The organism is Cyanobium sp. NS01 (assembly GCF_014280235.1).
Taxonomy (GTDB): domain Bacteria; phylum Cyanobacteriota; class Cyanobacteriia; order PCC-6307; family Cyanobiaceae; genus NIES-981.
Genome location: NZ_CP047940.1, coordinates 401,205 through 423,168, shown reverse-complemented (window position 1 = coordinate 423,168; position 21,964 = coordinate 401,205). Strand labels below are relative to the sequence as shown.

Annotated in this window: 20 protein-coding genes and 1 rRNA gene; 8 read left to right on the top strand and 13 right to left on the bottom strand. The window is 67.5% G+C overall.

The window, feature by feature from the left end; translation table 11 throughout:
* Nucleotides 1-51 precede the first annotated feature (51 nt).
* From CyaNS01_RS02135 to CyaNS01_RS02110, 6 genes are all read right to left on the bottom strand, one after another.
* Nucleotides 52-1,537: ribosomal RNA gene (locus tag CyaNS01_RS02135) — 16S ribosomal RNA — on the bottom strand.
* A gap of 658 nt (nucleotides 1,538-2,195) precedes the next feature.
* Nucleotides 2,196-3,026, bottom strand: coding sequence for an inositol monophosphatase family protein (locus tag CyaNS01_RS02130; protein WP_186698483.1), 831 nt, complete (start codon nucleotides 3,024-3,026; stop codon nucleotides 2,196-2,198).
* Nucleotides 3,023-4,426 (bottom strand): BCD family MFS transporter, encoded by a 1,404-nt coding sequence (locus tag CyaNS01_RS02125; RefSeq protein ID WP_186700094.1) that lies wholly within the window; start codon nucleotides 4,424-4,426, stop codon nucleotides 3,023-3,025. The genes CyaNS01_RS02130 and CyaNS01_RS02125 overlap by 4 nt, the downstream gene beginning before the upstream one ends.
* A 24-nt stretch (nucleotides 4,427-4,450) precedes the next feature.
* Complete coding sequence (locus CyaNS01_RS02120) at nucleotides 4,451-6,151, bottom strand: TolC family protein (RefSeq protein ID WP_186698481.1); 1,701 nt, start codon at nucleotides 6,149-6,151, stop codon at nucleotides 4,451-4,453.
* A gap of 28 nt (nucleotides 6,152-6,179) precedes the next feature.
* Nucleotides 6,180-7,574 carry a TIGR03279 family radical SAM protein gene (locus CyaNS01_RS02115; RefSeq protein ID WP_186698480.1) on the bottom strand — a complete coding sequence of 465 codons (1,395 nt, stop codon included), beginning with the start codon at nucleotides 7,572-7,574 and terminating at the stop codon, nucleotides 6,180-6,182.
* Between the two features lie 26 nt (nucleotides 7,575-7,600).
* Nucleotides 7,601-8,479 (bottom strand): undecaprenyl-diphosphate phosphatase, encoded by an 879-nt coding sequence (locus CyaNS01_RS02110; protein ID WP_186698478.1) that lies wholly within the window; start codon nucleotides 8,477-8,479, stop codon nucleotides 7,601-7,603.
* Between the two features lie 152 nt (nucleotides 8,480-8,631).
* Here CyaNS01_RS02110 and CyaNS01_RS02105 point away from each other — a divergent pair, with 152 nt between their 5' ends.
* The 3 genes from CyaNS01_RS02105 to nadB all read left to right on the top strand — a co-directional run bounded on the left by CyaNS01_RS02105 (nucleotide 8,632) and on the right by nadB (nucleotide 11,580).
* The gene (locus tag CyaNS01_RS02105) at nucleotides 8,632-9,336 is read left to right on the top strand and encodes a DUF3120 domain-containing protein (protein ID WP_225875753.1); all 705 of its coding nucleotides are present in this window, start codon (nucleotides 8,632-8,634) and stop codon (nucleotides 9,334-9,336) included.
* A gap of 114 nt (nucleotides 9,337-9,450) precedes the next feature.
* A complete protein-coding gene (gene psbU, locus CyaNS01_RS02100) occupies nucleotides 9,451-9,828 on the top strand; it encodes a photosystem II complex extrinsic protein PsbU (protein ID WP_186698476.1) in 378 nt (125 codons plus the stop codon).
* 93 nt (nucleotides 9,829-9,921) lie between these two features.
* Nucleotides 9,922-11,580 carry an L-aspartate oxidase gene (nadB, locus tag CyaNS01_RS02095; RefSeq protein WP_186698474.1) on the top strand — a complete coding sequence of 553 codons (1,659 nt, stop codon included), beginning with the start codon at nucleotides 9,922-9,924 and terminating at the stop codon, nucleotides 11,578-11,580.
* A 6-nt stretch (nucleotides 11,581-11,586) separates the two neighbouring features.
* Here nadB and CyaNS01_RS02090 read toward each other — a convergent pair whose 3' ends face one another.
* Entirely contained in the window at nucleotides 11,587-12,510 is a 924-nt protein-coding gene (locus CyaNS01_RS02090; protein WP_186698472.1) for a vitamin K epoxide reductase family protein, read from the bottom strand.
* 126 nt (nucleotides 12,511-12,636) lie between these two features.
* On the opposite strand from CyaNS01_RS02090, the gene rimO reads away from it, so the two are divergent.
* Nucleotides 12,637-14,040, top strand: a complete 1,404-nt coding sequence (gene rimO / locus CyaNS01_RS02085) for a 30S ribosomal protein S12 methylthiotransferase RimO (RefSeq protein ID WP_186698470.1) — start codon at nucleotides 12,637-12,639, stop codon at nucleotides 14,038-14,040.
* Between the two features lie 347 nt (nucleotides 14,041-14,387).
* Nucleotides 14,388-16,001 (top strand): B12-binding domain-containing radical SAM protein, encoded by a 1,614-nt coding sequence (locus CyaNS01_RS02080; RefSeq protein WP_186698468.1) that lies wholly within the window; start codon nucleotides 14,388-14,390, stop codon nucleotides 15,999-16,001.
* Nucleotides 16,002-16,010: 9 nt separating this feature from the next.
* Here the strand turns inward: CyaNS01_RS02080 and CyaNS01_RS02075 are convergent, their stop codons facing one another.
* From CyaNS01_RS02075 to CyaNS01_RS02060, 4 genes are read right to left on the bottom strand one after another with little or no spacing between them, the layout of a single operon-like run.
* Complete coding sequence (locus CyaNS01_RS02075) at nucleotides 16,011-16,424, bottom strand: DUF4346 domain-containing protein (protein ID WP_186698466.1); 414 nt, start codon at nucleotides 16,422-16,424, stop codon at nucleotides 16,011-16,013.
* Nucleotides 16,357-17,595, bottom strand: a complete 1,239-nt coding sequence (locus CyaNS01_RS02070; RefSeq protein WP_186698464.1) for a GNAT family N-acetyltransferase — start codon at nucleotides 17,593-17,595, stop codon at nucleotides 16,357-16,359. Before CyaNS01_RS02070 ends, CyaNS01_RS02075 begins: the two co-directional genes overlap by 68 nt.
* Nucleotides 17,596-17,621: 26 nt before the next feature.
* Nucleotides 17,622-18,326, bottom strand: coding sequence for a dihydrofolate reductase family protein (locus tag CyaNS01_RS02065; protein ID WP_186698462.1), 705 nt, complete (start codon nucleotides 18,324-18,326; stop codon nucleotides 17,622-17,624).
* 10 nt (nucleotides 18,327-18,336) lie between these two features.
* A complete protein-coding gene (locus CyaNS01_RS02060; RefSeq protein ID WP_186698460.1) occupies nucleotides 18,337-19,386 on the bottom strand; it encodes a 6-carboxytetrahydropterin synthase in 1,050 nt (349 codons plus the stop codon).
* Between the two features lie 53 nt (nucleotides 19,387-19,439).
* On the opposite strand from CyaNS01_RS02060, the gene CyaNS01_RS02055 reads away from it, so the two are divergent.
* Complete coding sequence (locus CyaNS01_RS02055; protein WP_186698459.1) at nucleotides 19,440-20,087, top strand: shikimate kinase; 648 nt, start codon at nucleotides 19,440-19,442, stop codon at nucleotides 20,085-20,087.
* On the opposite strand, the gene CyaNS01_RS02050 is transcribed toward CyaNS01_RS02055, so the two are convergent.
* Nucleotides 20,047-20,325 (bottom strand): chlororespiratory reduction protein 7, encoded by a 279-nt coding sequence (locus tag CyaNS01_RS02050; protein ID WP_186698457.1) that lies wholly within the window; start codon nucleotides 20,323-20,325, stop codon nucleotides 20,047-20,049. The genes CyaNS01_RS02055 and CyaNS01_RS02050 overlap by 41 nt on opposite strands.
* Between CyaNS01_RS02050 and CyaNS01_RS02045 the strand changes: the two genes are divergently transcribed.
* A complete protein-coding gene (locus tag CyaNS01_RS02045) occupies nucleotides 20,324-21,013 on the top strand; it encodes a DUF6816 family protein (RefSeq protein ID WP_186698455.1) in 690 nt (229 codons plus the stop codon). The genes CyaNS01_RS02050 and CyaNS01_RS02045 overlap by 2 nt on opposite strands.
* On the opposite strand, the gene CyaNS01_RS02040 is transcribed toward CyaNS01_RS02045, so the two are convergent.
* Nucleotides 20,949-21,689 (bottom strand): glutathione S-transferase family protein, encoded by a 741-nt coding sequence (locus tag CyaNS01_RS02040; protein ID WP_186698453.1) that lies wholly within the window; start codon nucleotides 21,687-21,689, stop codon nucleotides 20,949-20,951. The two genes, CyaNS01_RS02045 and CyaNS01_RS02040, sit on opposite strands and share 65 nt — an antisense overlap.
* A gap of 66 nt (nucleotides 21,690-21,755) precedes the next feature.
* Here CyaNS01_RS02040 and CyaNS01_RS02035 point away from each other — a divergent pair, with 66 nt between their 5' ends.
* Nucleotides 21,756-21,962, top strand: coding sequence for a DUF751 family protein (locus CyaNS01_RS02035; RefSeq protein WP_186698451.1), 207 nt, complete (start codon nucleotides 21,756-21,758; stop codon nucleotides 21,960-21,962).
* Nucleotides 21,963-21,964 lie beyond the last annotated feature (2 nt).

Sequence of the window (21,964 nt, the reverse complement as noted above, 5' to 3'; positions counted from 1 at the left end):
GACTGGATGGTTCTCAGCGCTCAGACATCATAATCAGTTATTGTCTCCCTGTTAGGAGGTGATCCAGCCGCACCTTCCGGTACGGCTACCTTGTTACGACTTCACCCCAGTCATCAGCCCCACCTTCGGCGTCCTCCTCCACAAGGGTTGGAGTAACGACTTCGGGCATGGCCAACTTCCATGGTGTGACGGGCGGTGTGTACAAGGCCCGGGAACGTATTCACCGCAGTATGCTGACCTGCGATTACTAGCGATTCCTCCTTCACGTAGGCGAGTTGCAGCCTACGATCTGAACTGAGCCACGGTTTATGGGATTTGCTAGCTCTCGCGAGTTTGCTGCCCTCTGTCCGTAGCATTGTAGTACGTGTGTAGCCCAGGATGTAAGGGGCATGATGACTTGACGTCATCCACACCTTCCTCCGGTTTATCACCGGCGGTCTCTCTAGAGTGCCCAACTCAATGCTGGCAACTAAAGACGTGGGTTGCGCTCGTTGCGGGACTTAACCCAACATCTCACGACACGAGCTGACGACAGCCATGCACCACCTGTCTCTGCGCTCCCGAAGGCACTCTTCTGTTTCCAAAAGATTCGCAGGATGTCAAACCCTGGTAAGGTTCTTCGCGTTGCATCGAATTAAACCACATACTCCACCGCTTGTGCGGGCCCCCGTCAATTCCTTTGAGTTTCACACTTGCGTGCGTACTCCCCAGGCGGAACACTTAACGCGTTGGCTACGACACCGAGGGGGTCGATTCCCCCGACACCTAGTGTTCATCGTTTACGGCCAGGACTACAGGGGTATCTAATCCCTTTCGCTCCCCTGGCTTTCGTCCATGAGCGTCAGTTATGGCCCAGCAGAGCGCCTTCGCCACTGGTGTTCTTCCCGATATCTACGCATTTCACCGCTACACCGGGAATTCCCTCTGCCCCTACCACACTCTAGTCTTCTAGTTTCCATTGCTGAAATGGAGTTGAGCTCCACGCTTTAACAACAGACTTTCAAGACCGCCTGCGGACGCTTTACGCCCAATAATTCCGGATAACGCTTGCCACTCCCGTATTACCGCGGCTGCTGGCACGGAATTAGCCGTGGCTTATTCCTCAAGTACCGTCAGTTCTTCTTCCTTGAGAAAAGAGGTTTACAGCCCAGAGGCCTTCATCCCTCACGCGGCGTTGCTCCGTCAGGCTTGCGCCCATTGCGGAAAATTCCCCACTGCTGCCTCCCGTAGGAGTCTGGGCCGTGTCTCAGTCCCAGTGTGGCTGATCATCCTCTCAGACCAGCTACTGATCGATGCCTTGGTAGGCTCTTACCCCACCAACTAGCTAATCAGACGCGAGCTCATCCTCAGGCGATTTCTCATTTCACCTCGCGGCATATGGGGTATTAGCGGCCGTTTCCAGCCGTTATCCCCCTCCTGAGGGCAGATTCTCACGCGTTACTCACCCGTCCGCCACTAGCCCGAAGGCTCGTTCGACTTGCATGTGTTAAGCACGCCGCCAGCGTTCATCCTGAGCCAGGATCAAACTCTCCGTTGTAGACCGGTCCTCTAAAACAAACAAGATCTCTCCTGCTCATCATCAACTCGGCTTGCTCACTCCTAAAATCAACCACCCATGCCTTCCTTCATGCCGAAGCATCCAGTCAGCCACAAGCCATCGTCTTAAGCGCTCGCCCCATTCGGTAAAATGGTTTCAAAGAGTGCACTTGATTGCCATCAACTCTCGTTCATAACAACCTGGTGACTTTCCCAGATCTCAGATCCGGTTCGCTTCCAGTATCAAACTGCTTTTCAACAACATGTTCACTCGTGAGAAGCCAACACGTCATCAACAGCTCAAAACCAGTTGCTATTGTTTTTTTGACGGGACCTCACACCTTCACTGCTCGTTCGTTAAAACCTCTTAAAAGTCTCACTTCGCTTCGCCCTTTCACAGGCTCAGCTCAGCACACACCTTCAAAAAGCCCTAACGCAGTGAAAGCGTCAGTTCCTAAACGTTTCGGTTGTCCAGGTTCTGCTACCTCCACTCCCGCTTCCGGAAGCTCTCGGTGGCTGTCGCCTCGCAGCGACCAGAGAAACTTACAGCACCGAAGGGCCGCTCTCGCAGGCGCTCTTCCATCTCTGTAAGCCTGCTCCTCTCTGGTTCCAGCCTCGCGGCCTTCCCCCTCGGACCAGTTCAAAACCATAGCACCTGCTCAGCCCTCCTCTGCCGGTGCTTCAGGCTTGAGCGTCACCAGAGCGTCCGCCCATGGCATGAAGCGCTCCAGCGTCGTGCCGCGATCGGCCGCCAGCACGGGATAGTCGGCCAGGGTCTGATCGCTGCCGGGCTGGAGTTGCTCAGGCGAACGCAGCAGCCAGCGCAGCGGACAACTGAGTTCATCGAGCACCAGCCAGGCCGCCGCCAGGTCCCAGATTTTGGGCGTGGCCTCCAGGGCCGCGACGGTCTGGCCCATGGCCACACTCACCAGGTTCAGGCTCGCCACCCCGAGCAGGCGGATCTTGCCGGGGAAGCGGCGGTTGGGAAGCTTCTGCAGCACCCCGATCGAACGGCTGCAGAGGGAGGCACAGCCGGCGGGATGGGCCTGCAGCGAGGGGGGATGCAGGGGCTTGCCATTGCGCCAGGCCCCCTGGCCCCGCACCGCCACGATGCGCTGGCGCAGCGGCGGCACATCCAGCACGGCCAGCACCGGCCGCCCCGCCTCGAAACGGGCCAGCGAGATGGCCCAGTAGGGGATGCCCGCCGCGAAATTGGTCGTGCCGTCCAGTGGGTCAACCACCCAGAAGGCCTCGCTCCGGGGGACATGCTTGTCGCCCTCCTCGCTCAGCACTCCCTCCCTGGGGAAGAGCTCACCCAGCCCCTGCACCAGGGTGGCGTCGCTCCAGCGATCACAGGCCGTGATCAGGCTGCCGTCAGCCTTCAGATCCGACACGGCATGACCGAAATCCGCGCGCTGCCGCTCGGCCACCCGATCGAGCAGGGCTGCAAGCCTCGGATCCAGAGCAGGGCGGGTGGGTGTGGTGGTCATCCAATCTCGAGGGCCAGGACCTTGCTGAGACTTCTGCCCGTATCCTCCCTGAACTGGCGCAGGTTGACGCGGCTCAGCGCCACGAGGGCCGCCAGCGCCACCAGGGCCTCGACGCCAAGCACCAGGGCGAAGGGGGGCAAAGGGCCTGGCGACAGTCCGCTGATCTCCTGAAGCCAACGCCCCAGGTCGAGCAGGCCGCCGCCGATCACCTTGCCCAGGGCCCTGGACATGGCCTGGGCCAGACCCCAGACCCCGACGAAAGTGCCGGCCGCCTGGGGAAGGGTGAGATCGAGCATGAGCACCAGGGCGCTGTTGGTGCCGATGCCGGCCGACAGCCCGAACAGCACCATCACAACCTGTAACACCGGGATCTGACCCAGGGCGCCCGCCGCCATCAACAACAGCAGACTCGCCAGGATCAGCTGGCAGCCGAGCCGGGCCGTGGCCAGCTTGCCGGCCTTGGGCACGATCCAGAGACCGGCCAGCAGCAGGCCCAACAGGGTGCCGATTCCCCACAGGGCATTCAGCGAGGCCGTGGCCGCGATCGGCATCCCGAACACCTCAGCGCCGTAGCTCTCGAGAATCGGGTCCTGCAGGAACAGGGCCAGGGTGAACAGCACCAGGAACAGGAAGAACACCAGCACTTGGCGGCTCGAGGTGATCAGGGCCCACGACTGTTTCAGGGTGATCGAATCCTGGCGAGCGTCCGCCGTGCTGAACTGCTGACCCGTTCGTGGACGTTCCATGCCCACGGTGGCCACCAGGGTGACCAGCAGCACCGCCAGCACCACCTTCACCATGAAGGCGAGCAACACCGGCTCCAGCACGGCGGGGTCCTCCACCCCATCGAGGCCGCGCAGACCGATGGCAATGCTGATGGCGCCCGCCACGATGCCCACCGTGAGCAGGCACCAGATGATGCCCACCGCCCTGGGGCGCTCCTGCTCGTTGGTGCGGTCGATCACCAGGGCCAGGTAGGGCGTGGAGGCGGTGGAAATGGCCAGTCCGTAGGCGGCAAATAGGCCGCAGAGGGCGAGCACCCCCGCCGTGATGGTGTGGGCCTCGCCGGTCTGCAGCAGGCGAGCCACGTGGAAGATCAGGGGAATCGAGAGCACGGCCAGGGTGCAGAAGGCAGCCGTGCCCATCCAGATGTAGGGGAGCCGGTGACGACCGCCGAGGGGGTGGGCATCGGACACCTGACCCACCAGCACCCGGGCCGGCGAGACGAACTGCTCAAAGGCCAGGGCGACCCCTACCAGCAGGGCCGGGATGTTGAGCTCGCTGATCATCACCCGGTTGAGCAGACCCGCGAAGATCACGGCCAGGCAGCCGAGGCAGCCCTGGAAGAGGCCAAGGCGCAGAGTGCGCGCCAGGCCAAGGCCCGGGGCCTGGGTCTGCATCGGAGCCTCGGCCGTGGCCACCGATCAGGCCGGCCCGGGCACAGCGGCCTGGCAGGCCGGCAGCAGAGGGGTGGGCTCAACGGGAATGTCGGCGGCTGGCTCAGGCTTGATCGGCGAGAGGCTGCGGGCCGGACAGGTGGTGATCTGATCGAGACCGGTGCGGCGCCGCAGCTCGGCCAGGTTCACGTTGTATTCGGTGATGGCTTCGGCGTAGCGCACCTCAGCCTGGGTGAGGTCCCGCTGGGTGTCCACCACCTCCCGCTGGGTGGTGACGCCGGCCTGGAAGCGCAACCGCGCCAGCCGCAGGGATTCCCGGGCGGAGATCACTTCGCGGGCCGTGGTGGTGATGTTGCGGTTGTTTTTATCGAGGTTGTAGAAGCTCTCCTCCACCTCCTCGCGAATCGAGTCGCGGCGGTCGGCGAACTCAAAGCGGTTCTGCTGGGCACGCTGGCGGCCCTGGCGAGCCCGGGCCGCCGACGCCCCGCCATCAAACAGGCTCCAACTGAAATTGAGCCCCACGCGGGTATCAAAGCTTCTGGAGGAATCAACAGTGATGTCACCCACGTCCTGACCGCCGTTGACGAAATCGGAGCCGAGTTCCGCGAAGACGTTCAGGAAGGGCTGGCTGGCGGCCTGGGCGGCGTTGGCGTTGCTGTTGGAGATGGAGATGTCCAGCAGGATCTGGTCGAGCTCCTCGCGGAAGGCGTAGGCCGCCACGATGCTCTCCTGGATCGAGGGCTGCCACACCCCCAGCACCCGGGACGGATCGGCCGCGGTGGCGGTGACGTTCTGGGGCAGGTCGAGCAGGGCGGCCAGGCGGCGGCGGGAAATCGACTGCTCGGCCAGGGCCGTGGTGAGCAGCTGCTGGTCGCGGGCCAGCTGGGTTTCGGCCTCAAGCACCTCCAGCTTGGTGGCCACGCCGGCTTGGAAGCGAGCCCGGGAATCCCTGAGGCTCACGAGGGAGGCGCGCACCGACTGCTGACCGATTCTCACCTGATCGTCGCGCTGCTGCAGCGTGAAATAGAGCTGGGCGGCCTGCAGACGCAGATCCCGCAGGGCGATCACGTACTGGTATTTGGTCCTCTCGAACTCATCGCGGGCCGCCGCGATCGAGGGCGTGCGCTGCGGGTTGATCAGGGCCCACTGGGCGGTGATCGCCAGACCCGCTGCCCAGCGGTCCTGGGTACGCGTTTCGCTGTCGCCGGTGCTGAGGCTGTTGCGCTGCCTTGAGTAGCTGAAGGAAGGCAGCGCGTTGGCATTCAGGTTGATGCTGGGGTACCAGAGGGCGATCTCAGCCCGCAGAGCGCTCTGGGCCTGATCCACCTGGGAGGCGATCGCCTTGAGGCTGGGATTGTTGACCTCAGCGAGGTTCTCCACCTGGATCAGAGTCAGAGGCCGCAGTTCCTCGATCACCACCTGCTCCGGTCGTGTGGGCAGAGCCAGGGAATCAGGGGCGGGCAGGTCTTCCAGACCAGGCTGCAGTTCGGTGGCGGCCGGGGTCACAAGCGCAGGATTCAGCCGCGGTCGCTCGCCCTTGATGTCCGGGGCCAGTGGAAGGGCCTCGGTGGCCGCAGTGGCCTCGGGCGGTTCGGCCTCGCCGGCTTCCGGCAGACCGGACTCAGGAGACTCCTCCTGGGCCAGGGCTGCTGCAGGCCCCAGCAGCACAGTAGTCAGGGGCAGGCCCAGAACGCCCAGCAAGGCCAGGCGGGATGCGAGTCGGGACACGCCGGAGTCCTTACGGTTCTGCCGGAGTTTAAGGATCCAGCCCGTCACTGCCGATACAGCAGGCCACAAGATCGGCCGCACTCCCCACCAGCAGCACGGGAACGGGCAGGGCCGAACGCAGTTGCTCCAGGGTCATGTCGTCGAGGAACACCGGCTCGCCCTGGCGGAGCATCACGTTGGGCAGCAGCAGCGCCTCGCCGAGGTCGGCGTCCCGCAAGCCCTCCAGCAGGTCGGAGCCGGTGAGCAGCCCGGTCACCACCTGCTGCTGCCCCCAGTAGGGACTCTCCAGCCCGTGCAGCACCAGCTCCAGGCCCTCCACGGCATTGAGGCGATCCACCACGGGCTGCAGGGCCTCGGCCACCAGCCGGCCCACCACCCAGCTGCGGCGGCGGGGGCGATCCAGGCGGCGGGGCAGGGCGGCGGTGGCCGCATCGAGGGCCTCGAGGAAGGCGCGGATGCTGCCCACACCGTTCTCCTGCTGCGGCAGGTCCTCGTAGGCGCGCCGCGGCGGCAGCAGCAGGCCGGCGAGCAGATACCACTCGTCGGAGAGCCAGGCGAAGCGGCTGCCCAGGGCCGGCTCGAACTCGGCCTGGAGCGCCTCCACCTGGGCCACCACCTGGCGGGCACAGGCCCGGTCCACCGGCCGCAGGGCATCGTCCTTGGGGCGGAAGCGGGTCAGCCCCACTGGCACCACGGCCGCCGAGAGCACCGCCGGCCAGTCGCCGCCGCCGAAACCGGCCAGATCCCGCAGGGTGCGCTCCAGGGCAGGGCCATCGTTGAGGCCGGGGCACACCACCACCTGAGCATGGATCTGCAGATCGCGGGCCGCGAACCAGCGCAGCTGCTCCAGCAGCAGCCCGGCCCGCGGGTTCACCAGCAGGCGGCTGCGCAGCTCCGGATCGGTGGCATGCACAGACACGAACAGAGGCGAGAGGCGCTGCTGCTCGATCCGCTGCCAGTCGGCTGGGGTGAGGTTGGTGAGGGTGAGGTAGGAGCCGTAGAGGAAGCTCAGCCGGTAGTCGTCGTCCTTGAGGTAAAGGCTGCGGCGGCGCCCGGGGGGCTGCTGGTCGATGAAGCAGAAGGCACAGGCGTTGTTGCACTGCCGCAGGCCATCGAACAGGGCCTCGGTGAACACCAGCCCCAGGCCCACGTCGAGATCCTTCTCCAGCTCCACGGTGTGGAGCGTGCCGCCTGGATCCTGGATCTCCAGCACGAGCTCCTCCTCCCCCACCAGCATCTGCAGGTCGATCAGATCGCGGGGACGGCGGCCATTGATGCTGAGCAGGCGGTCGCCGGGCTCAACGCCCAGCTCGGCCCCGATCGACTCGGGCTCCACGCTGGCCACCACCGCCGGCTGGGGCAGGCTGAGGGGCTCGCCGGACGGCCCGGCCAGAGCGATCCCGGCGGAAGGTTCATTCCACATGGTCGCTGCTGTTCAGAAGTCCGCGTTCACGGCCCCACTGTGGCGCGCAGGCCCAGCAGGATGACCAGGCCGAACAGCAGGCGATAGCCCACGAACAGCCAGGTGCTGTGGCGTTGCAGATAGCGCAGCAGCCAGGCGATGGCCGCCCAGGACACCACCGCCGCCGAGGCGATGCCCACCAGCATCGGAATCACGCCGCCTGCAGCCGGAGCCTCGAGGGCGTCCTTGAGCTGCACCAACCCGGCCAGAGTGATCGCCGGGATGCCCAGCAGAAAGGAGAAGCGGGCGGCATCGGCCCGCTGCCAGCCATCGAACAGGGCCGCGGTGAGCGTGCTGCCGGAGCGCGACACGCCGGGCACCAGAGCGAGCATCTGGGCCAGGCCCACCAGAATCCCGTCCCAGGGCCGCACAGCCACCAGCTGGCGGCGGCGGCGACCCAGGGCCTCGGCCAGGGCCAGCAGCAGCGCCATCACGATCGACACCACCGCAATGGCCGTAAGGCTGCGCAGGGGCGAATTGTCGAAGTCCGGCACCCAGAGCTTGATGGCCAGGCCCGCCAGCACGATCGGCACACTGCCCAGGCCGATCGCCACCCCCAGCCGGGCCGAGGGGTCGCTCCACTGGCCGTGGCGGCAGGCTCGCCCCATGGCCCCCAGCACCTCGCGCAGGTCATGGCGGAAGAAGGCCACCACGGCCGCGATGCTGCCGAGCTGGATCACGGCGGTCACCGCCACGCCCGGATCCCCCCAGCCGAGCATCACCGGCACCACTTTCAGGTGGGCCGTGCTGCTGATCGGCAGAAACTCGGTGAGCCCCTGAACCACTCCCAGCACCAGGGCTCGCCAACAGGCCTCCAGCAGGCCGGGCTGCAGCCCGGCCTCAGCGATCGATCCAGCTGCCTGCATCCCGGTGGGAGCGCATCGATGGCCGACCCTATGGCCAGGCGGGTGCTGCAGACCCCTTAAGGTTGCACAACTTTCTTCACAACACGGTGATCGGGGCTCCCGCCAGCACACTGCCTCGACCGACCGTCTCTGACGCTCTGACCCCTCGCCTGGTGGGAGCCGGCCCGGCCAGACCCCAGGCCTCATCGACTGAGACGCTGCTGCAGCCCCGCCTCGGCCTGGTGGTCATCAGCGTGGTGCTGGTGGCCCTGCCGGTGTTCCTGCAGGCCCCCTGGGTGCGGTTCGCGCCCGCCAGCTCAGTGCTATTCACCGCTGTTCTGTTGGCGATCGGCCTGGGTCTGGAGCGCCGCAGCGAGCCCCGGCTACGCCATCTCGGACTGCTGCTGGTGGGCTTCTCCGGCAGCTGGCTGGCCGGTTCGCTGTTCTGGGGCTGGGCCCGTCTGCATCCCCTCTGGCATCTGCCGATCGAAGCCTTTGCCCTGCCCCTGGCCCTGGCGGGCCTGGGCAGCCGCTGGCGCCTGGCCTGCGGCTTCTACCTGGGTTCCCTGATCGGCACGGCCAGCACCGACGCGGCCATCGCCGCCACCGGCCTGATGCCCCTCTGGCCCGAGGCCCTCGCCGCCCCAGGCGGCGAGGCGATGCTGGTGCTGCACGCCGCAGGGCTGCAGGTGCTGCAGCCGGCCTGCCTGGCCCTGGTGGCCGGCTTTGCCGCCCTGCTGCTCGCGGCCAGCCGCTGGCTGTGGCAGCGAGGCGAGCTGGGTCAGGTGGTGGGCGCCACCCTGATCACCACCCTGGCCGTGGACGGCCTGTTTCTGCTGCTGGCTCTGCTGGCCCCGGGCCTCACCGGCCTGATCTGAAGATCTGCAAATGCCTGAAGGGCTGGGGGGATTTCAGACGATTCCCTTCTGTACGGTTAGCGGTCGGTGGTCCGGCCACCGCCTGTTCCTGTCCTTCTCCGGAGAGTTCTCGTGATGAAAAGGCTGGCTGCCTGGCTGATGAGTGGTCTTGTGCTGGCCGGATTGCTGGTCACTCTGGTGCTGCCTCCGGCAGCGGTGGCGGCTGAGCGTCGCAACACCGCCGACGACAAGATCGCTGAACGCGGCGGCAAGGTGGACCTCAACAACAGTTCCGTGCGCCGCTTCCAGGACTACCCCGGCATGTACCCCACCCTGGCCGGCAAGATCGTGCTGGGCGGCCCCTACGACAGCGTCGATGACGTGCTGAACCTCGACCTCACCGAGCGCCAGAAGGAGCTGTTCAACAAGTACAAGGACAACTTCACCGTGACCCCGGCCTCCATTGCCCTGAACGAGGGCTTCGATCGCATCAACGACGGGCAGTACCGCTGAAGCCAGCCCCTAGGCTTCCTGCACCGTTGAACGCCGTCGGGGCTTTCCGGCGGCTTTTTTCATGCCGGCGGCAGCCCCGAGCCCGCAGCACCCATGGCGCAGTGTGACTGGGATGTGGTGGTGGTGGGAGGCGGCGCCGCCGGGCTGATGAGCTGCCTGGAGCTGCCCGCTGGTCTGCGGGTGCTGCTGCTGAGCAAGGAGCGCAAACCCCGCTCCGCCAGCCGCTGGGCCCAGGGCGGCATTGCTGCCGTGACCAGCGCCACCGACAGCTTTGCCAGCCACCGCGACGACACCCTCAAAGCCGGCGCCGGCCTCTGCGACCTCGAGGCCGTGGAACTGCTGGTGCATGAGGCCCCCGGCTGCGTGCAACGCCTGCTGGAGCTCGGCATGGCCTTCGACCGCCACGGCACCGCCCTCAGCACCACCCTGGAGGCCGCCCACAGCCACCGGCGCGTGCTGCACGCCCAGGACCGCACCGGCGGCGCCCTCGTGGATGCCCTGGAGCGGGAGGTGCGTCGCCGCCCCGGCCTGGAGCAGCGCCAGGGGGTGGTGGCCCTGCAGCTGCTGGTGGAGGCGGGGCGCTGCTGCGGGCTGCAGCTTCTGGAGGGAGATCAGATCCACTGGCTGCGGGCCAGGGCCGTGGTGCTGGCCACCGGCGGCGGCGGCCATCTGTTCGCCCATACCACCAACCCGACCCATTCCAGTGGCGATGGCCTGGCGATGGCCTGGCAGGCCGGTGCCGAGGTGCGCGACCTGGAGTTCGTGCAGTTCCACCCCACGGCCCTGATGCTGCCCGGGGCCCCCCATTTCCTGATCTCCGAGGCGGTGCGCGGCGAAGGGGCCCGGTTGCTGGACGGGAGCGGGGCCAGCCCGGTGGCGGAGCTGGAGGGGGGGGATCTGGCCCCGAGGGACCAGGTGAGCCGGGCCCTGGCACGGCGGATGCGGCAGCAGGGGGTGGACCATCTCTGGCTCGACCTCAGGCCGATCGGCCAGGAGCACCTGAGCCGCCAGTTCCCCACGATCCTGGGGCGCTGCCGGGAGCTGGGACTGGAGCCCACAGCAGAGCCGTTACCTGTGGCACCAGCGGCCCACTACTGGATGGGCGGTGTCCGCACCGACCTGGCCGCTGCCACCACCCTGCCTGGGCTCTATGCCGTGGGAGAACTGGCCTGCAGCGGCGTGCACGGGGCCAACCGACTGGCCAGCAACTCCCTGATGGAGTGCCTGGTGTTCGCCCGGCAGCTGCGCCAGATCGCGCTCGGGCCCTCAGCCGCCCCAGAGGAGCTCGCCGAGGCGGCCGGGGTCCTCGCCGCACCGAGGCTGGGGTCGTCAGCGCTGAAGGAGCAGATCCAGGAGCTCAGACAGCTGTGCTGGCAGGTGGCGGGGGTGGAACGCCAGGGCCAGGCCCTGGCCAAGAGTATGACCACGATTCGACGCCAACGCCGCAGCCTGGAACACGACCCCAGCTGGCAAAGGGTTCAGGGACTGGGCGTGGGTCAGCGGCTCCAGCTGACGCCGGCGTCACGGCAGAGCTGGCCCCTGCACCAGGAGCTGCACCAGCGTCTGGTGCTGGCGGAGCTGCTGATGGAGGCCGCCCTGTTCCGCCAGGAGAGCCGCGGTGGCCACTTCCGCACCGACACGCCCAGCAGCCAGCCCTTCTGGCGGGTGCACAGCTGCCAAGGCCGCGGCAGGCCGATCAGCACGGCCGCCGTGAAGCAGGGGCCCACTGGCCATCGGCACAGCGAGGCCTGAAGCCGGTCAGCTTTGGGGCTGGAAGCCACTCACCTGGGCCAGGCGCTCCAGGGGCTTGACACCGGAATCGAGCTGGCCATTGATCTCCCAGGTGGGGAAGCCCTGCACGCCCTTGCTGTCACAGAGGGCCTTCTGGCTGCCCACACCATCCTCGGCGCACTCGATCACCTTGAGCTTCTTGCTGGCCTCCTGGCCGAACATCTCCTTCTGATCCTGGCAGTGGGGGCACCAGTAGGCGGAGTACATCACGGCTCCAGTCTCAGTGAGGTGTTCGGCCAGGGCCAGGGTCAGGGGGGTGCTCTCGGTCTCCACCACTGGCGGAGTCCCAGGCAGGGTCTTGACCACGGGGCGGTCCACGGCCGTGGCCCACCCGAGGCCGATCAGCCCCACCGCCAGGGCCACCAGCACGCCGCGAAACAGCAGCTGGCCGCGGTCGTCCCAGCTGCCGCCCAGCAGGGTGAACACCAGCAGCGACACGCTGACCACAGCCGAGAGCACGCAGAAGAAGCAGAAGGCCTGGATCTTCAGCACCATCACGCCCATCAGCAGCAGGCTGAACACCGCCATGCCGATGCTGGTGAGCAACATGCCCCACCAGCTCAGAGAGCCCAGGCGATCGCGCAGGTCACCCTTGAGCACCAGAGGCACCACCGCCATCAGCAGCATGGCCAGGTAGGCCAGGAAGCCGAACAGCGATAAAGGCTGGCCCAGCAGGCTGCCCCAGGCGCTGTTCAACACCATGTCGCAGCCCTCGGCGCCGCCCGGACAGGACAGCTGGCCGAACAGGCCCCAGCGCTGCAGGGTGATGGTGCCCGTGTCGATCACGCCCACCGTGGCCAGAACGGACAACACCACCCGCACCCAGCGCTTGCCGGGATCGCCCCGGCGGCGGGAACTGTTGAGGCGATCGCTGAGTCGGCTGGAGGTCATCGACAGCAGGAGGTCGGCAGTCCACGGATTCTCGCAGCCGCCTCAACGGCATGGTCGCCGCAGCAGGACACTCGGGCCAGCGCAATCCCCTCCCCCATAGGGTGGTGGATCGGCCAACCCCTGCCCATGAGTTCCGCCCGCCCCAACGGCTCCTCCCCGGCCACCATCGCCTTCGCCCACCTGGGCTGCGAGAAGAACCGGGTGGACACCGAGCACATGCTCGGCCTGCTGGCTGAGGCGGGCTACGGCGTGAGCGCCGATGAGAGCGAGGCCAGCGTGGTGGTGGTGAACACCTGCAGCTTCATCCAGGACGCCCGCGAGGAATCGGTGCGCACCCTGGTTGAGCTGGCTGAACAGGGCAAGGAGCTGATCATCGCCGGCTGCCTGGCCCAGCACTTTCAGGAGGAGTTGCTCGAAAGCCTGCCGGAGGCCAGGGCGATCGTGGGCACCGGCGACTATCAGCACATCGTGAGCGTGCTGGAGCGGGTGGAGGCCGGCGAGCGGGTCAACCAGGTGAGCGCCACCCCCACCTTCGTGGCCGACGAGCACCTGCCCCGCTACCGCACCACCTCCGAGGCCGTGGCCTACCTCAAGGTGGCGGAGGGCTGCGACTACCGCTGCGCCTTCTGCATCATCCCCAAGCTGCGCGGCGACCAGCGCTCCCGACCGATCGAATCGATCGTGGCCGAAGCCCACAGCCTGGCGGCCCAGGGGGTGAAGGAACTGGTGTTGATCAGCCAGATCAGCACCAACTACGGCCTCGACCTCTACGGCAAGCCCCACCTGGCCGAGCTGCTCCGGACCCTCGGAGAGGTGGACATCCCCTGGATCCGCGTTCACTACGCCTATCCCACCGGGCTCACGGCCGAGGTGCTGGCGGCCTACCGGGACGTGGCCAATGTGCTGCCCTACCTGGATCTGCCGCTGCAGCACAGCCATCCGGACGTGCTGCGGGCCATGAACCGCCCCTGGCAGGCCAATGTGCGCGGCGACCTGCTGCAGCGGATCCGCGAGCAGCTCCCCGATGCCGTGCTGCGCACCACCTTCATCGTGGGCTTCCCGGGTGAAACCGAGGAGCACTTCCAGCACCTGCTGAACTTCGTGGCCGAGCAGCGCTTCGACCACGTAGGCGTGTTCACGTTCTCACCCGAGGACGGCACCGCGGCCGTGGACCTGCCGAACCCCGTGCCGGCGGCCGTGGCTGAGCAGCGCAGGGATCGGCTGATGGCCCTGCAGCAACCGATCGCCGCCGAGCGGAACGCCGCCTGGGTGGGCAGGATCGTGGACGTGTTGGTTGAGCAGGAGAACCCATCCAGCGGTGAGATGCTGGGCCGCTGTGCCCGTTTCGCGCCAGATGTGGACGGGGATGTGAGGGTGCTGCCGGGCGTCGGCGGCCTCTGTGCGGCGCCGGGAACGATGGTGCCGGTGCGGATCACCGCAGCGGACACCTACGACCTCGTGGGCGAGGTGGTGGGCGCCGCAGCCATGGTGGGCGATGCCGTGGCCGCCAGCCGGCTCAGATCAGCTTGATCCTGCGCAACAGCACTGAGCCCAGCAACGCGGCGACCAGGCCGCCCCCGACCAGACCCAGGTAGATCGCTACACCCATCGTGGCCTCTGCTGCAAAGTCGTGTGCCCATTACAGCAGAGGCCCGGCTCGCCAGGCACCGGCCCGGCCTTCTGCCTAGGGTGCGCCCACAATGGGTCCGGAGGCCCACCCAGGCGGCCCAACCGGCCAAGCCGCTCTCCTGAAGCCGATCGAACCGCCGCTTCAGACCCTTTCCGTCAGCTCCCTTCACCTCAGCACCCCCCAGCTCAGCAACGTTCCGACGGCCACCTGTGTTGGCCCCGTTGTTCCGGCCACGTCGAGACCCCCCATGCGCACCCTGCTGATCTATCCGGAATTTCCCAAGACGTTCTGGAGCTACGAAAAGATCCTGGAGCTGGTGAACCGCAAGGTGCTCCTGCCTCCCCTGGGCATGGTCACCGTGGCGGCACTGCTGCCCCAGGAGTGGCCCATGAAGCTCGTGGACCGCAACGTACGCGAGGTGACCGAGGCGGAGTGGGACTGGGCCGAGCTGGTGGTGATCTCCGGCATGATCGTGCAGAAAGGCGACATGGCGGCCCAGATCGCCAGGGCCAAGCAGCGGGGCTTGCCTGTGGCCGTGGGCGGACCCTTCGCCAGCTCCACCCCTGATGCTCCAGAGCTCGATCTGGCCGACTTCAAGGTGCTCGATGAGGGTGAAATCACCCTGCCGATGTTCATCGAGGCCCTGGAGCGTGGTGATCAGCAGGGCCGCTTCAATTCGGGCGGTGAAAAGCCCGATGTCACCGGCACCCCGATCCCTCGGTTCGACCTCCTGGAAATGGAGGCCTACTCGGAAATGTCGGTGCAGTTCTCCAGGGGCTGCCCGTTCCAGTGCGAGTTCTGCGACATCATCGTGCTGTATGGGCGCAAGCCTCGTACCAAAGAACCCGAGCAGCTGGTTGCCGAACTGCAGCGGCTCTACGACCTCGGTTGGCGCCGCTCGGTCTTTCTGGTGGATGACAATTTCATCGGCAACAAGCGCAATGTGAAGCGCCTGCTGCCTGTGCTGAAACAGTGGCAGATCGAGCATCGCTATCCGTTCAGCTTCGCCACCGAGGCCTCGGTGGATCTGGCGGCCGACGATGAGTTGATGCAGATGATGGTGGAGTGTCGCTTCGAGAGCCTCTTCCTCGGCATCGAGACTCCGGATGAAGCCAGCCTGGAGGTGGCGGGCAAGCTCCAGAACACCCGCAGTTCTTTGGATGATTCCGTCAACAAGATCACTTCCTATGGGATGCGGGTGATGGCGGGTTTCATCATCGGCTTCGACGGCGAAAAGCAGGGAGCTGGCGATCGCATCGTTGACTTTGTGACCCGCACCGGCATCCCCCACGCGATGATGGGCATGCTCCAGGCCCTTCCCAACACGGCCCTCTGGCATCGACTTGAACGCGAAGGGCGTCTGATTCAGGATTCGTCAGCCGCGAAGGGCGTGAACCAGACCAACCTGCTCAATTTTGTACCCACCAGGCCGCTTCGTGACATCGCCAATGAATATGTGGATGCCTTCTCCAAGCTCTATGAGCCCCACGCCTACATTGATCGCGTCTACAACTACTTTCTGAAGCTGCCCCCCCAGAAATACAAAGAGTTCCTCACTCCAGAGCCCGAAGGCACCCCGAAGAAGCCCGTGAGCTGGATTGATCTTCGCGCTCTGGCGATCATCATCTGGCGCCAGGGAATCCGCCGTAGCACCCGCTTCCGCTTCTGGAAGGCCCTCTACGGCATGGCCCGCCATAACCCGAAGCGCTTCAAGGGCTTCATCGCCATCCTGGCCCACAACGAGCACTTCCTCGAATACAGGGCGATTGTGCGCAACGAAATCGAAGCCCAGCTGGCCCAGATTCCACCGGAGCCTCCCGAGCCCACAGCCGCACCAGTGCCTGAGCTGATTTCGGCCTGATCGCTTGGTTCAGTCCTGGATGTAGGTGACACCCTGCTCCAGGCACCACTCGGCCTTCTGGAGTTCCCTGCCCAGGTAGAGGGCGTGGTCGAGGCGGCTGAGCGGCGATGGGCCCTCTCCTTCAGTCAGCACCACCCCCAGCTGTTTGGCCGTGCGTCCGCGGTAGATCGCCAGCGGCTGCCTCGGGCCTGCGCCGCGGCAGCTCAGCACTTCGCCGGTGTCGGGATCAGTGGCCAGACCCCGCTCATCGATGCCGTTGCCGTAGTGCTCCACCACCAGTTCACCCGCCTCAGGATCAACGCTGATCAGGAAATAGCCGGCCGGGTCGAGGGCGATGAACCGCCGCGACAGCTCGTCATCCAGCTGCCGGCGGGTCTGGGCAGGCTGGCGGGCTGTGAGGGAGGGGGAGGGTGCCTGGGACATGGGGTGGATCGTAGTCAGCCGTGAACGGCAGCTCGGCGTTGATGGCAGCGATCTCCCGCAGCATCTCCGCATTGGCCCCCGGCAGCCAGTCCCGCAGGATCGCGTCAAAGCGTGGATCGCTCCAGCGGTGCAGGCTCACCCGGGGCTGGGCCACAAAGCCCCGCCGCCGCTTGTGGCTGCCGCCCGCCCCCGGATCGAAATGGCGGATGCCGGCCTCAATCGCCCAGGCGATCGGCGCGTAGTAGCAGACCTCGAAGTGGAGGCAGTCGATTGCCACCTCGCTGCCCCAGTAGCGCCCCCAGAGGTGATCACCACCGCGCACACACAGCGACATCGCCACGGGGTCGCCTGGATCTCCCCGATGGGCACTGAACAGCACCAGGGCCCGGCGCAGGGCGGGATCGGCACCCACGGCCGCGAAAAATGGCTCAGTGAGGTATTTGCTGCCCCAGGGCCCCCACCGCTCGCAATGCTGGGCGTAGAAGTCATGCATCCGCTCCACCATGGCGGGCGGAATCGCCTCGCCCACCAGGGGGGTCACCTGCAGCCCGGCGGCGCCCACCGCCTTGCGCTCGCGCTTGATGTTGCGGCGTTGGTTGGCATTGAAGCTGGCCAGGTAGTCATCGAAGTGACGGTGGCCGGGGTTGCTCCACTGGCTCTGCTGGTTCACCCAGGCGGCGCAGCCGGCGGCCTCGGCCAGGGGCTGCCACTGGGGATCCACGTAGAGAAAATTGCAGCTCAGCAGGCCCTGGTCGCGGCAGAACCGATCGATCAGCTCCAGCATCAAGGCCGTGAGGCCGGCGGCATCCTCCCCGGGGGCGATCAGGAAGCGGTAGCCCTGCACCGGGCTCACCGGGCTCATGCCCACGAGCTTGGGGTAGTAGCGCAGCCCCAGCTGGCCGGCGAGCTGGGCAAAGCTCTGGTCGAAGATGAATTCGGCGTAGCTGTGGCCCTTGAGGTAGAGCGGTGCCACCGCCAGCAGCGTGTCGCCGCTCCAGAGCCCTAGGTGACAGCCCTGCCAGCCCTGGCGGGGCACCACACTGCCGCTGGCCTCCAGCTGCCGCAGCCAGCGCCAGCGGTAGAAGGGCAGGTCGTCGGCCAGCAGCCCATCCCAGGCCGGCTCTGGAATCTCCGCGAGCGATTGGTGCCAGCGGGCGCGCAGCTCAGCCACGGCAAGGGGGCTCCGGGGCCGGCAAGCTAACCGGAAGCATCGGCCGAGGCGAGGGCATCGGGGCCGATCAGGCGGCCGTAGCGCAGCAGGCACTCGCCCCCTGGCAGCCGGCGGCAGTCCTGCAGCTGCCAGGCCCCCTGCTGCAGGGCAGGGGACAGAGCAGGCAGGCCTGCATCGGCCGGCAACCACAGATGGGCGCCCCCCAGCAGCCGGGGGCAGAAGGTGAGCTGCAGCTCATCGACGAGATCAGCCGCCAGCAGGGAGGCCGCCAGGGAGGCGCCACCAAGCAGCACCAGCCGCCGCAGGCCCTGCTGAGCCAGCTCCGCCAGCAGCTGCGGCCAGGGGGCCAACGGCAGATGGCGCTGGAAGCCGGGGGCCACGGTCGAGCCCTGGGGGGCCAGCAGCCAGCGCTGCAGCGGCTGTGACCAGAAGGGGAGGCTGGCCGGCAGCCGGGCCGTGCGGCTCACCACCAAGGCCACCGGTTGGGGCGCCAGGCCCCTGTCGCGACGGCGGGCCAGCAGATCGGCGTCTCGGATCAGGCAGGTGCTGCCGTGCAACCTCAGGGTGCGCGCTCCGATCAGGCCACCATCCGCCCAGGAGAGGGCCTCCTCCAGCACGCGGCGATCCCCCGGTCCGCCGAGCTGGGCCGCGCCCCCCTGGGGCGGCGCCAGACGGCCGTCGAGGCTCACCGCCAGCACCAGGCGCAGTCTGGGGCGCTCCTGGGCGGGCACCCAGGTGGGCTCAGCGGGCCACCAGGGCCTCGAGGGCGGCAGGCACCATCTCGAGCTGGGGGGTTTCGGCGAACACCTCGGCGGCGTTGTTGGGGCTCTCCTGCAGGCGCACCTTGTGCAGCCTGGCGCCGGTGGCCGCGATCGGGCTGGCCAGCAGGTCGGCGATGTGGAGGGCGATGTTCTCGGCGGTGGGCACGCAGCTGGCGAAGTGCTCCACGTCCTTGTTCAGGAAGGTGTGGTCAAAGGGCTCCACCACCAGGTCTTCCACCAGCTGCTGCAGGGCGGAGAGGTCGCACACCATGCCGGTGCGCGGATCGATGCCGCCGCGCACGGTGACATCCAGCAGGTAGTTGTGGCCGTGACCGTGGGGGCGGGCGCACTTGCCGTAGATGGACTCGTTCTCGGCCTGGCTGAGCTCCGGACGGGCCAGGCGGTGGGCCGCGGCGAAGTGGGTGCGGATCGAGAGGAAGGCTTCCATGGGGAGCGGGGCGGCGGAGGGGTCGGCGCAGTCAGGAGCGGAGTCTGTGGCGGTGTCGGTGGGGCTGTCAGTGGCGGCAGCTGCGGCGGCGGGGAGCAGGTCGACCCACAGATCAGGCTGTTCGTAGAGGCGCAGACCGGCCAGGGGCAGCAGCGGCCCCAGCCGGGCCCAGATCGCACGGCAGAGGGCTTCGGTGGTGGGCAGGCAGCCCTCAGGCCGGGAGAGGTCGAACTCCGGCCACACGTCGTTGAGGAAGCGGAAGTCGAGCTGAGCGGTCACGGCGGAGCGAATGGCGTGCTTCACCTCGGAGAGGTTGAGCACCATGCCGTCGCCGTCGAGGGGCCCGGCCATGGCCACGATCAGCTCGTAGTTGTGGCCATGGCCGGGGGCCAGGCTGCAGCGACCGAAGCGTTCGGCATTCTCATGCTCCGAGCATTCGGGCAGCCAGTAGCGGTGACTGGCGCAGAAGGTGGCCCGGCGGGTGATCAGGCAGGGCCGTCCGCGGCCATGGCCGGAGGCGGCGCCAGGGGGGCAGGGGTCTGCGATCCCTGGGGCGGGCCTGAGACTGGCGCTGGCCGTCATAGGGCTCGTTCGGTGGGCTTCATCCTAGAAACAGGCTCTGTTGAAGCGGGGAGATGGCCGCAGCTGCGCACCTGGCCCTGGCCAAGCGCCTCCAGGGGGTGAACCTCTACCTGGTGGGAATGATGGGGGCGGGCAAGAGCGCGGTGGCCGCTCCGCTGGCGGCAGCCCTCGGCTACCGCGTTGTCGATGCCGATGCCGTGCTGGAGGCCTCCGCGGGCCGCGGCATCGCCGAGATCTTCGCCAGCGATGGGGAGCAGGCCTTCCGGGATCTGGAAACGGCCGTGCTTGCCCAGATCGCTGGCTGGCATTCCCTGGTGGTGGCCACCGGCGGGGGGGTGGTCAGCCGTCCCCAGAACTGGGGCCACCTGCACCAGGGGCTGGTGGTGTGGCTCGATGCGCCGGAGGCCCTGCTGCTGGAGCGGCTGCGGCAGGACCCCACCCCCCGGCCCCTGCTGGCGGATCCGGACCCCGCCGCCCGGCTCAGGGCCCTGCTGGAGGCCCGTCGCCCTCTCTACAGCCAGGCGGATCTCTGCATCAGCCAGGACCGCGAGCCCCCCGAGGTCGTGGCGCAGCAGCTGCTCGAGGCCCTGCCCAGCGTGCTGCGGGAGCCCTTGAGCCCCCCCGAACAGCCGGCGCTGCTGCGCCATCAGGACGGCGGCCTCAGCCCTTCCCTGGATGGGCTCCCGGCGGATCGATCCTGACGGCGAACCACTGGATGGCGCGGCCGGGCTCCAGCTCCAGCTCGCAGGCGGTTTCGAGCAGCCGTTCAGCCCTGTCCCGGCCGCCGGCGAGGTCGGCGAGATCGTGGGGCACCTGGGCCAGGTCGGCGAGATGGGCCTCCAGCCAGGCCACGGTTTCGGCCGCCGTGAGGATCTGATCGGCCCCGGCCGGCTCCAGCACCACGTAATGATCGAGCTCCCGCAACAGGGGGTCGGACATGGGCAACACGCTGATGGCAGCCATCCTGGCGCTGTGGTTCGCGGCCTGGCCTGCTGCCTTCAGCCCCGGCCCATCGCCTCTGGAGGCGCGGATCGCCCAGTGGCCCACCTGGAACTTGCCGGCCCCGCTGACGCGCCCTGGCCGCCGCGACCTGGCCTACCCGGCCTGGTTCGAGGGAGCCTGGCAGGCCAGCGACGACGACGGCAACGAGTACCAGGTGCGTTTCCTGCGCGACGGCACAGGGTCGGTGGTGGGGGACCGGGCCTTCAACGCCGGCGCCATCGGCAGTGCGCTGCTGGGGGAGGCCCTGCTGGGCGTGGAGAACGATCCGGCCGACCCGAACCGGCAGATCGCCAGGCTGCGGGGGCCAGAGGGCACCCCCTTCCAGCTCGAATCCAGTGTGATCGGTCGCCGCAGCGACCAGCCGGCCACCGGCGCGTTCCTGGCCGATGAGCTGGCCCTGCAGGTGCTGCATGGCCCGGGCCAACCCCGGTTGAGCCGGGTGGAAACGCTCAGCCGCTTCCAGCTGCGCAGCGACGGCAGCATCGAGGCCCGGCAGTGGCAGGCCACCTACCCGTCACCCACTGCCGGCCTGGCGGCCCAGGCGAGCAGCAGCCGGGGCATCAGTCTGAAGCTGGTGCCGCTCCGACCCGACCCAGCTGGGCCAGGATCCCATCGCGCCAGCTGAACAGCGGCTGCAGCAGCGGATGGTCAGCCAGGCCGCTGATGCCATGCCCGGCCAGAGGTGCCCCGGCGCTGGCCGGGAACAGCAGCAGCGAGAGCTGGGCCACCACGGCCAGATCCGCCAGGGAGAGCTGGTCGCCCACCAGATAGGCGCGGCCGCCCGTGAGGGTGGCGAGCTGCTCCAGGTTGGTCTGCAGCTGGCGGCGCTCCTGGGTGCCGATCAGGCCGGTCACCGCATCGCCCATGCCGTGCATCACGGCGCCGGGCAGGCTGGAGAGCAGCTGGCGCACGGGCCCGGGGGTGGCCTCCGGCAGCAGGCCGGCCCTGAGCACGGGGTCACCGGCCAGGGCCTGCAGCAGGGCGGCTCGCACTCCGGCCGCCAGGGCGGTGTCGGCCCAGTCCTCCAGCAGCAGCACCCGAGCTCGTTGCTCAGGCTCTGCCGGCAACAGCGCCGGCAGGGGATGGAGCGCCTCCAGGTACTGGGCGATGGCGGTGGAGTCGGCGATCACCTCCGAACCATCCACCAGCACCGGAACCTGGCGTTGGCCCGAGAGCCGGAACAGCTCCAGCTGCCCCACCCCAGGCGTCACTTCCACCACGCTGTAGTCGAGCGCCTTGGCAGCGAGCACAAGCCGCACCTTCTCGCAGAAGGCGGAGTGGCGGAACTGGTGCAGCTGCATGCGTCAAGCCCGAAGCCAAGGCGGCAGAGTAGCCAGCAGGCACCGCCATGAGTGTTTCCGGGGGCAATGAAGGACTTCCTGCTGAACGTGACGCGCTATCCGCGTTACCTGATCGCCTTCGGGCTGGGGGTGGCCAACTCCGTCCTGGAGCCCCTGGCGGCCCGGGGCCGCAATCCCGTCACCGCGGTGGCCCTGATCGGCGCTGCCGTCAGCGGCCTGCTCAGCCTCGGGCTGATCCTGCAGGCGATGCTGAACGCCACTCCGGTGGCTTAGCC

Excerpts from the sequence above, each read along its gene's own strand:
- CyaNS01_RS02125 (WP_186700094.1), bottom strand. The coding sequence starts at position 4,426 with ATGCAGACCCAGGCCCCGGGCCTTGGCCTGGCGCGCACTCTGCGCCTT.
- nadB (WP_186698474.1), top strand. The coding sequence starts at position 9,922 with ATGGCGCAGTGTGACTGGGATGTGGTGGTGGTGGGAGGCGGCGCCGCC.
- CyaNS01_RS02045 (WP_186698455.1), top strand. The coding sequence starts at position 20,324 with ATGGGCAACACGCTGATGGCAGCCATCCTGGCGCTGTGGTTCGCGGCC.
- CyaNS01_RS02090 (WP_186698472.1), bottom strand. The coding sequence starts at position 12,510 with ATGACCTCCAGCCGACTCAGCGATCGCCTCAACAGTTCCCGCCGCCGG.
- CyaNS01_RS02055 (WP_186698459.1), top strand. The coding sequence starts at position 19,440 with ATGGCCGCAGCTGCGCACCTGGCCCTGGCCAAGCGCCTCCAGGGGGTG.
- CyaNS01_RS02075 (WP_186698466.1), bottom strand. The coding sequence starts at position 16,424 with ATGTCCCAGGCACCCTCCCCCTCCCTCACAGCCCGCCAGCCTGCCCAG.
- CyaNS01_RS02130 (WP_186698483.1), bottom strand. The coding sequence starts at position 3,026 with ATGACCACCACACCCACCCGCCCTGCTCTGGATCCGAGGCTTGCAGCC.
- psbU (WP_186698476.1), top strand. The coding sequence starts at position 9,451 with ATGAAAAGGCTGGCTGCCTGGCTGATGAGTGGTCTTGTGCTGGCCGGA.
- CyaNS01_RS02050 (WP_186698457.1), bottom strand. The coding sequence starts at position 20,325 with ATGTCCGACCCCCTGTTGCGGGAGCTCGATCATTACGTGGTGCTGGAG.
- CyaNS01_RS02110 (WP_186698478.1), bottom strand. The coding sequence starts at position 8,479 with ATGCAGGCAGCTGGATCGATCGCTGAGGCCGGGCTGCAGCCCGGCCTG.
- CyaNS01_RS02080 (WP_186698468.1), top strand. The coding sequence starts at position 14,388 with ATGCGCACCCTGCTGATCTATCCGGAATTTCCCAAGACGTTCTGGAGC.
- CyaNS01_RS02040 (WP_186698453.1), bottom strand. The coding sequence starts at position 21,689 with ATGCAGCTGCACCAGTTCCGCCACTCCGCCTTCTGCGAGAAGGTGCGG.
- CyaNS01_RS02035 (WP_186698451.1), top strand. The coding sequence starts at position 21,756 with ATGAAGGACTTCCTGCTGAACGTGACGCGCTATCCGCGTTACCTGATC.
- CyaNS01_RS02060 (WP_186698460.1), bottom strand. The coding sequence starts at position 19,386 with ATGACGGCCAGCGCCAGTCTCAGGCCCGCCCCAGGGATCGCAGACCCC.
- rimO (WP_186698470.1), top strand. The coding sequence starts at position 12,637 with ATGAGTTCCGCCCGCCCCAACGGCTCCTCCCCGGCCACCATCGCCTTC.
- CyaNS01_RS02115 (WP_186698480.1), bottom strand. The coding sequence starts at position 7,574 with ATGTGGAATGAACCTTCCGCCGGGATCGCTCTGGCCGGGCCGTCCGGC.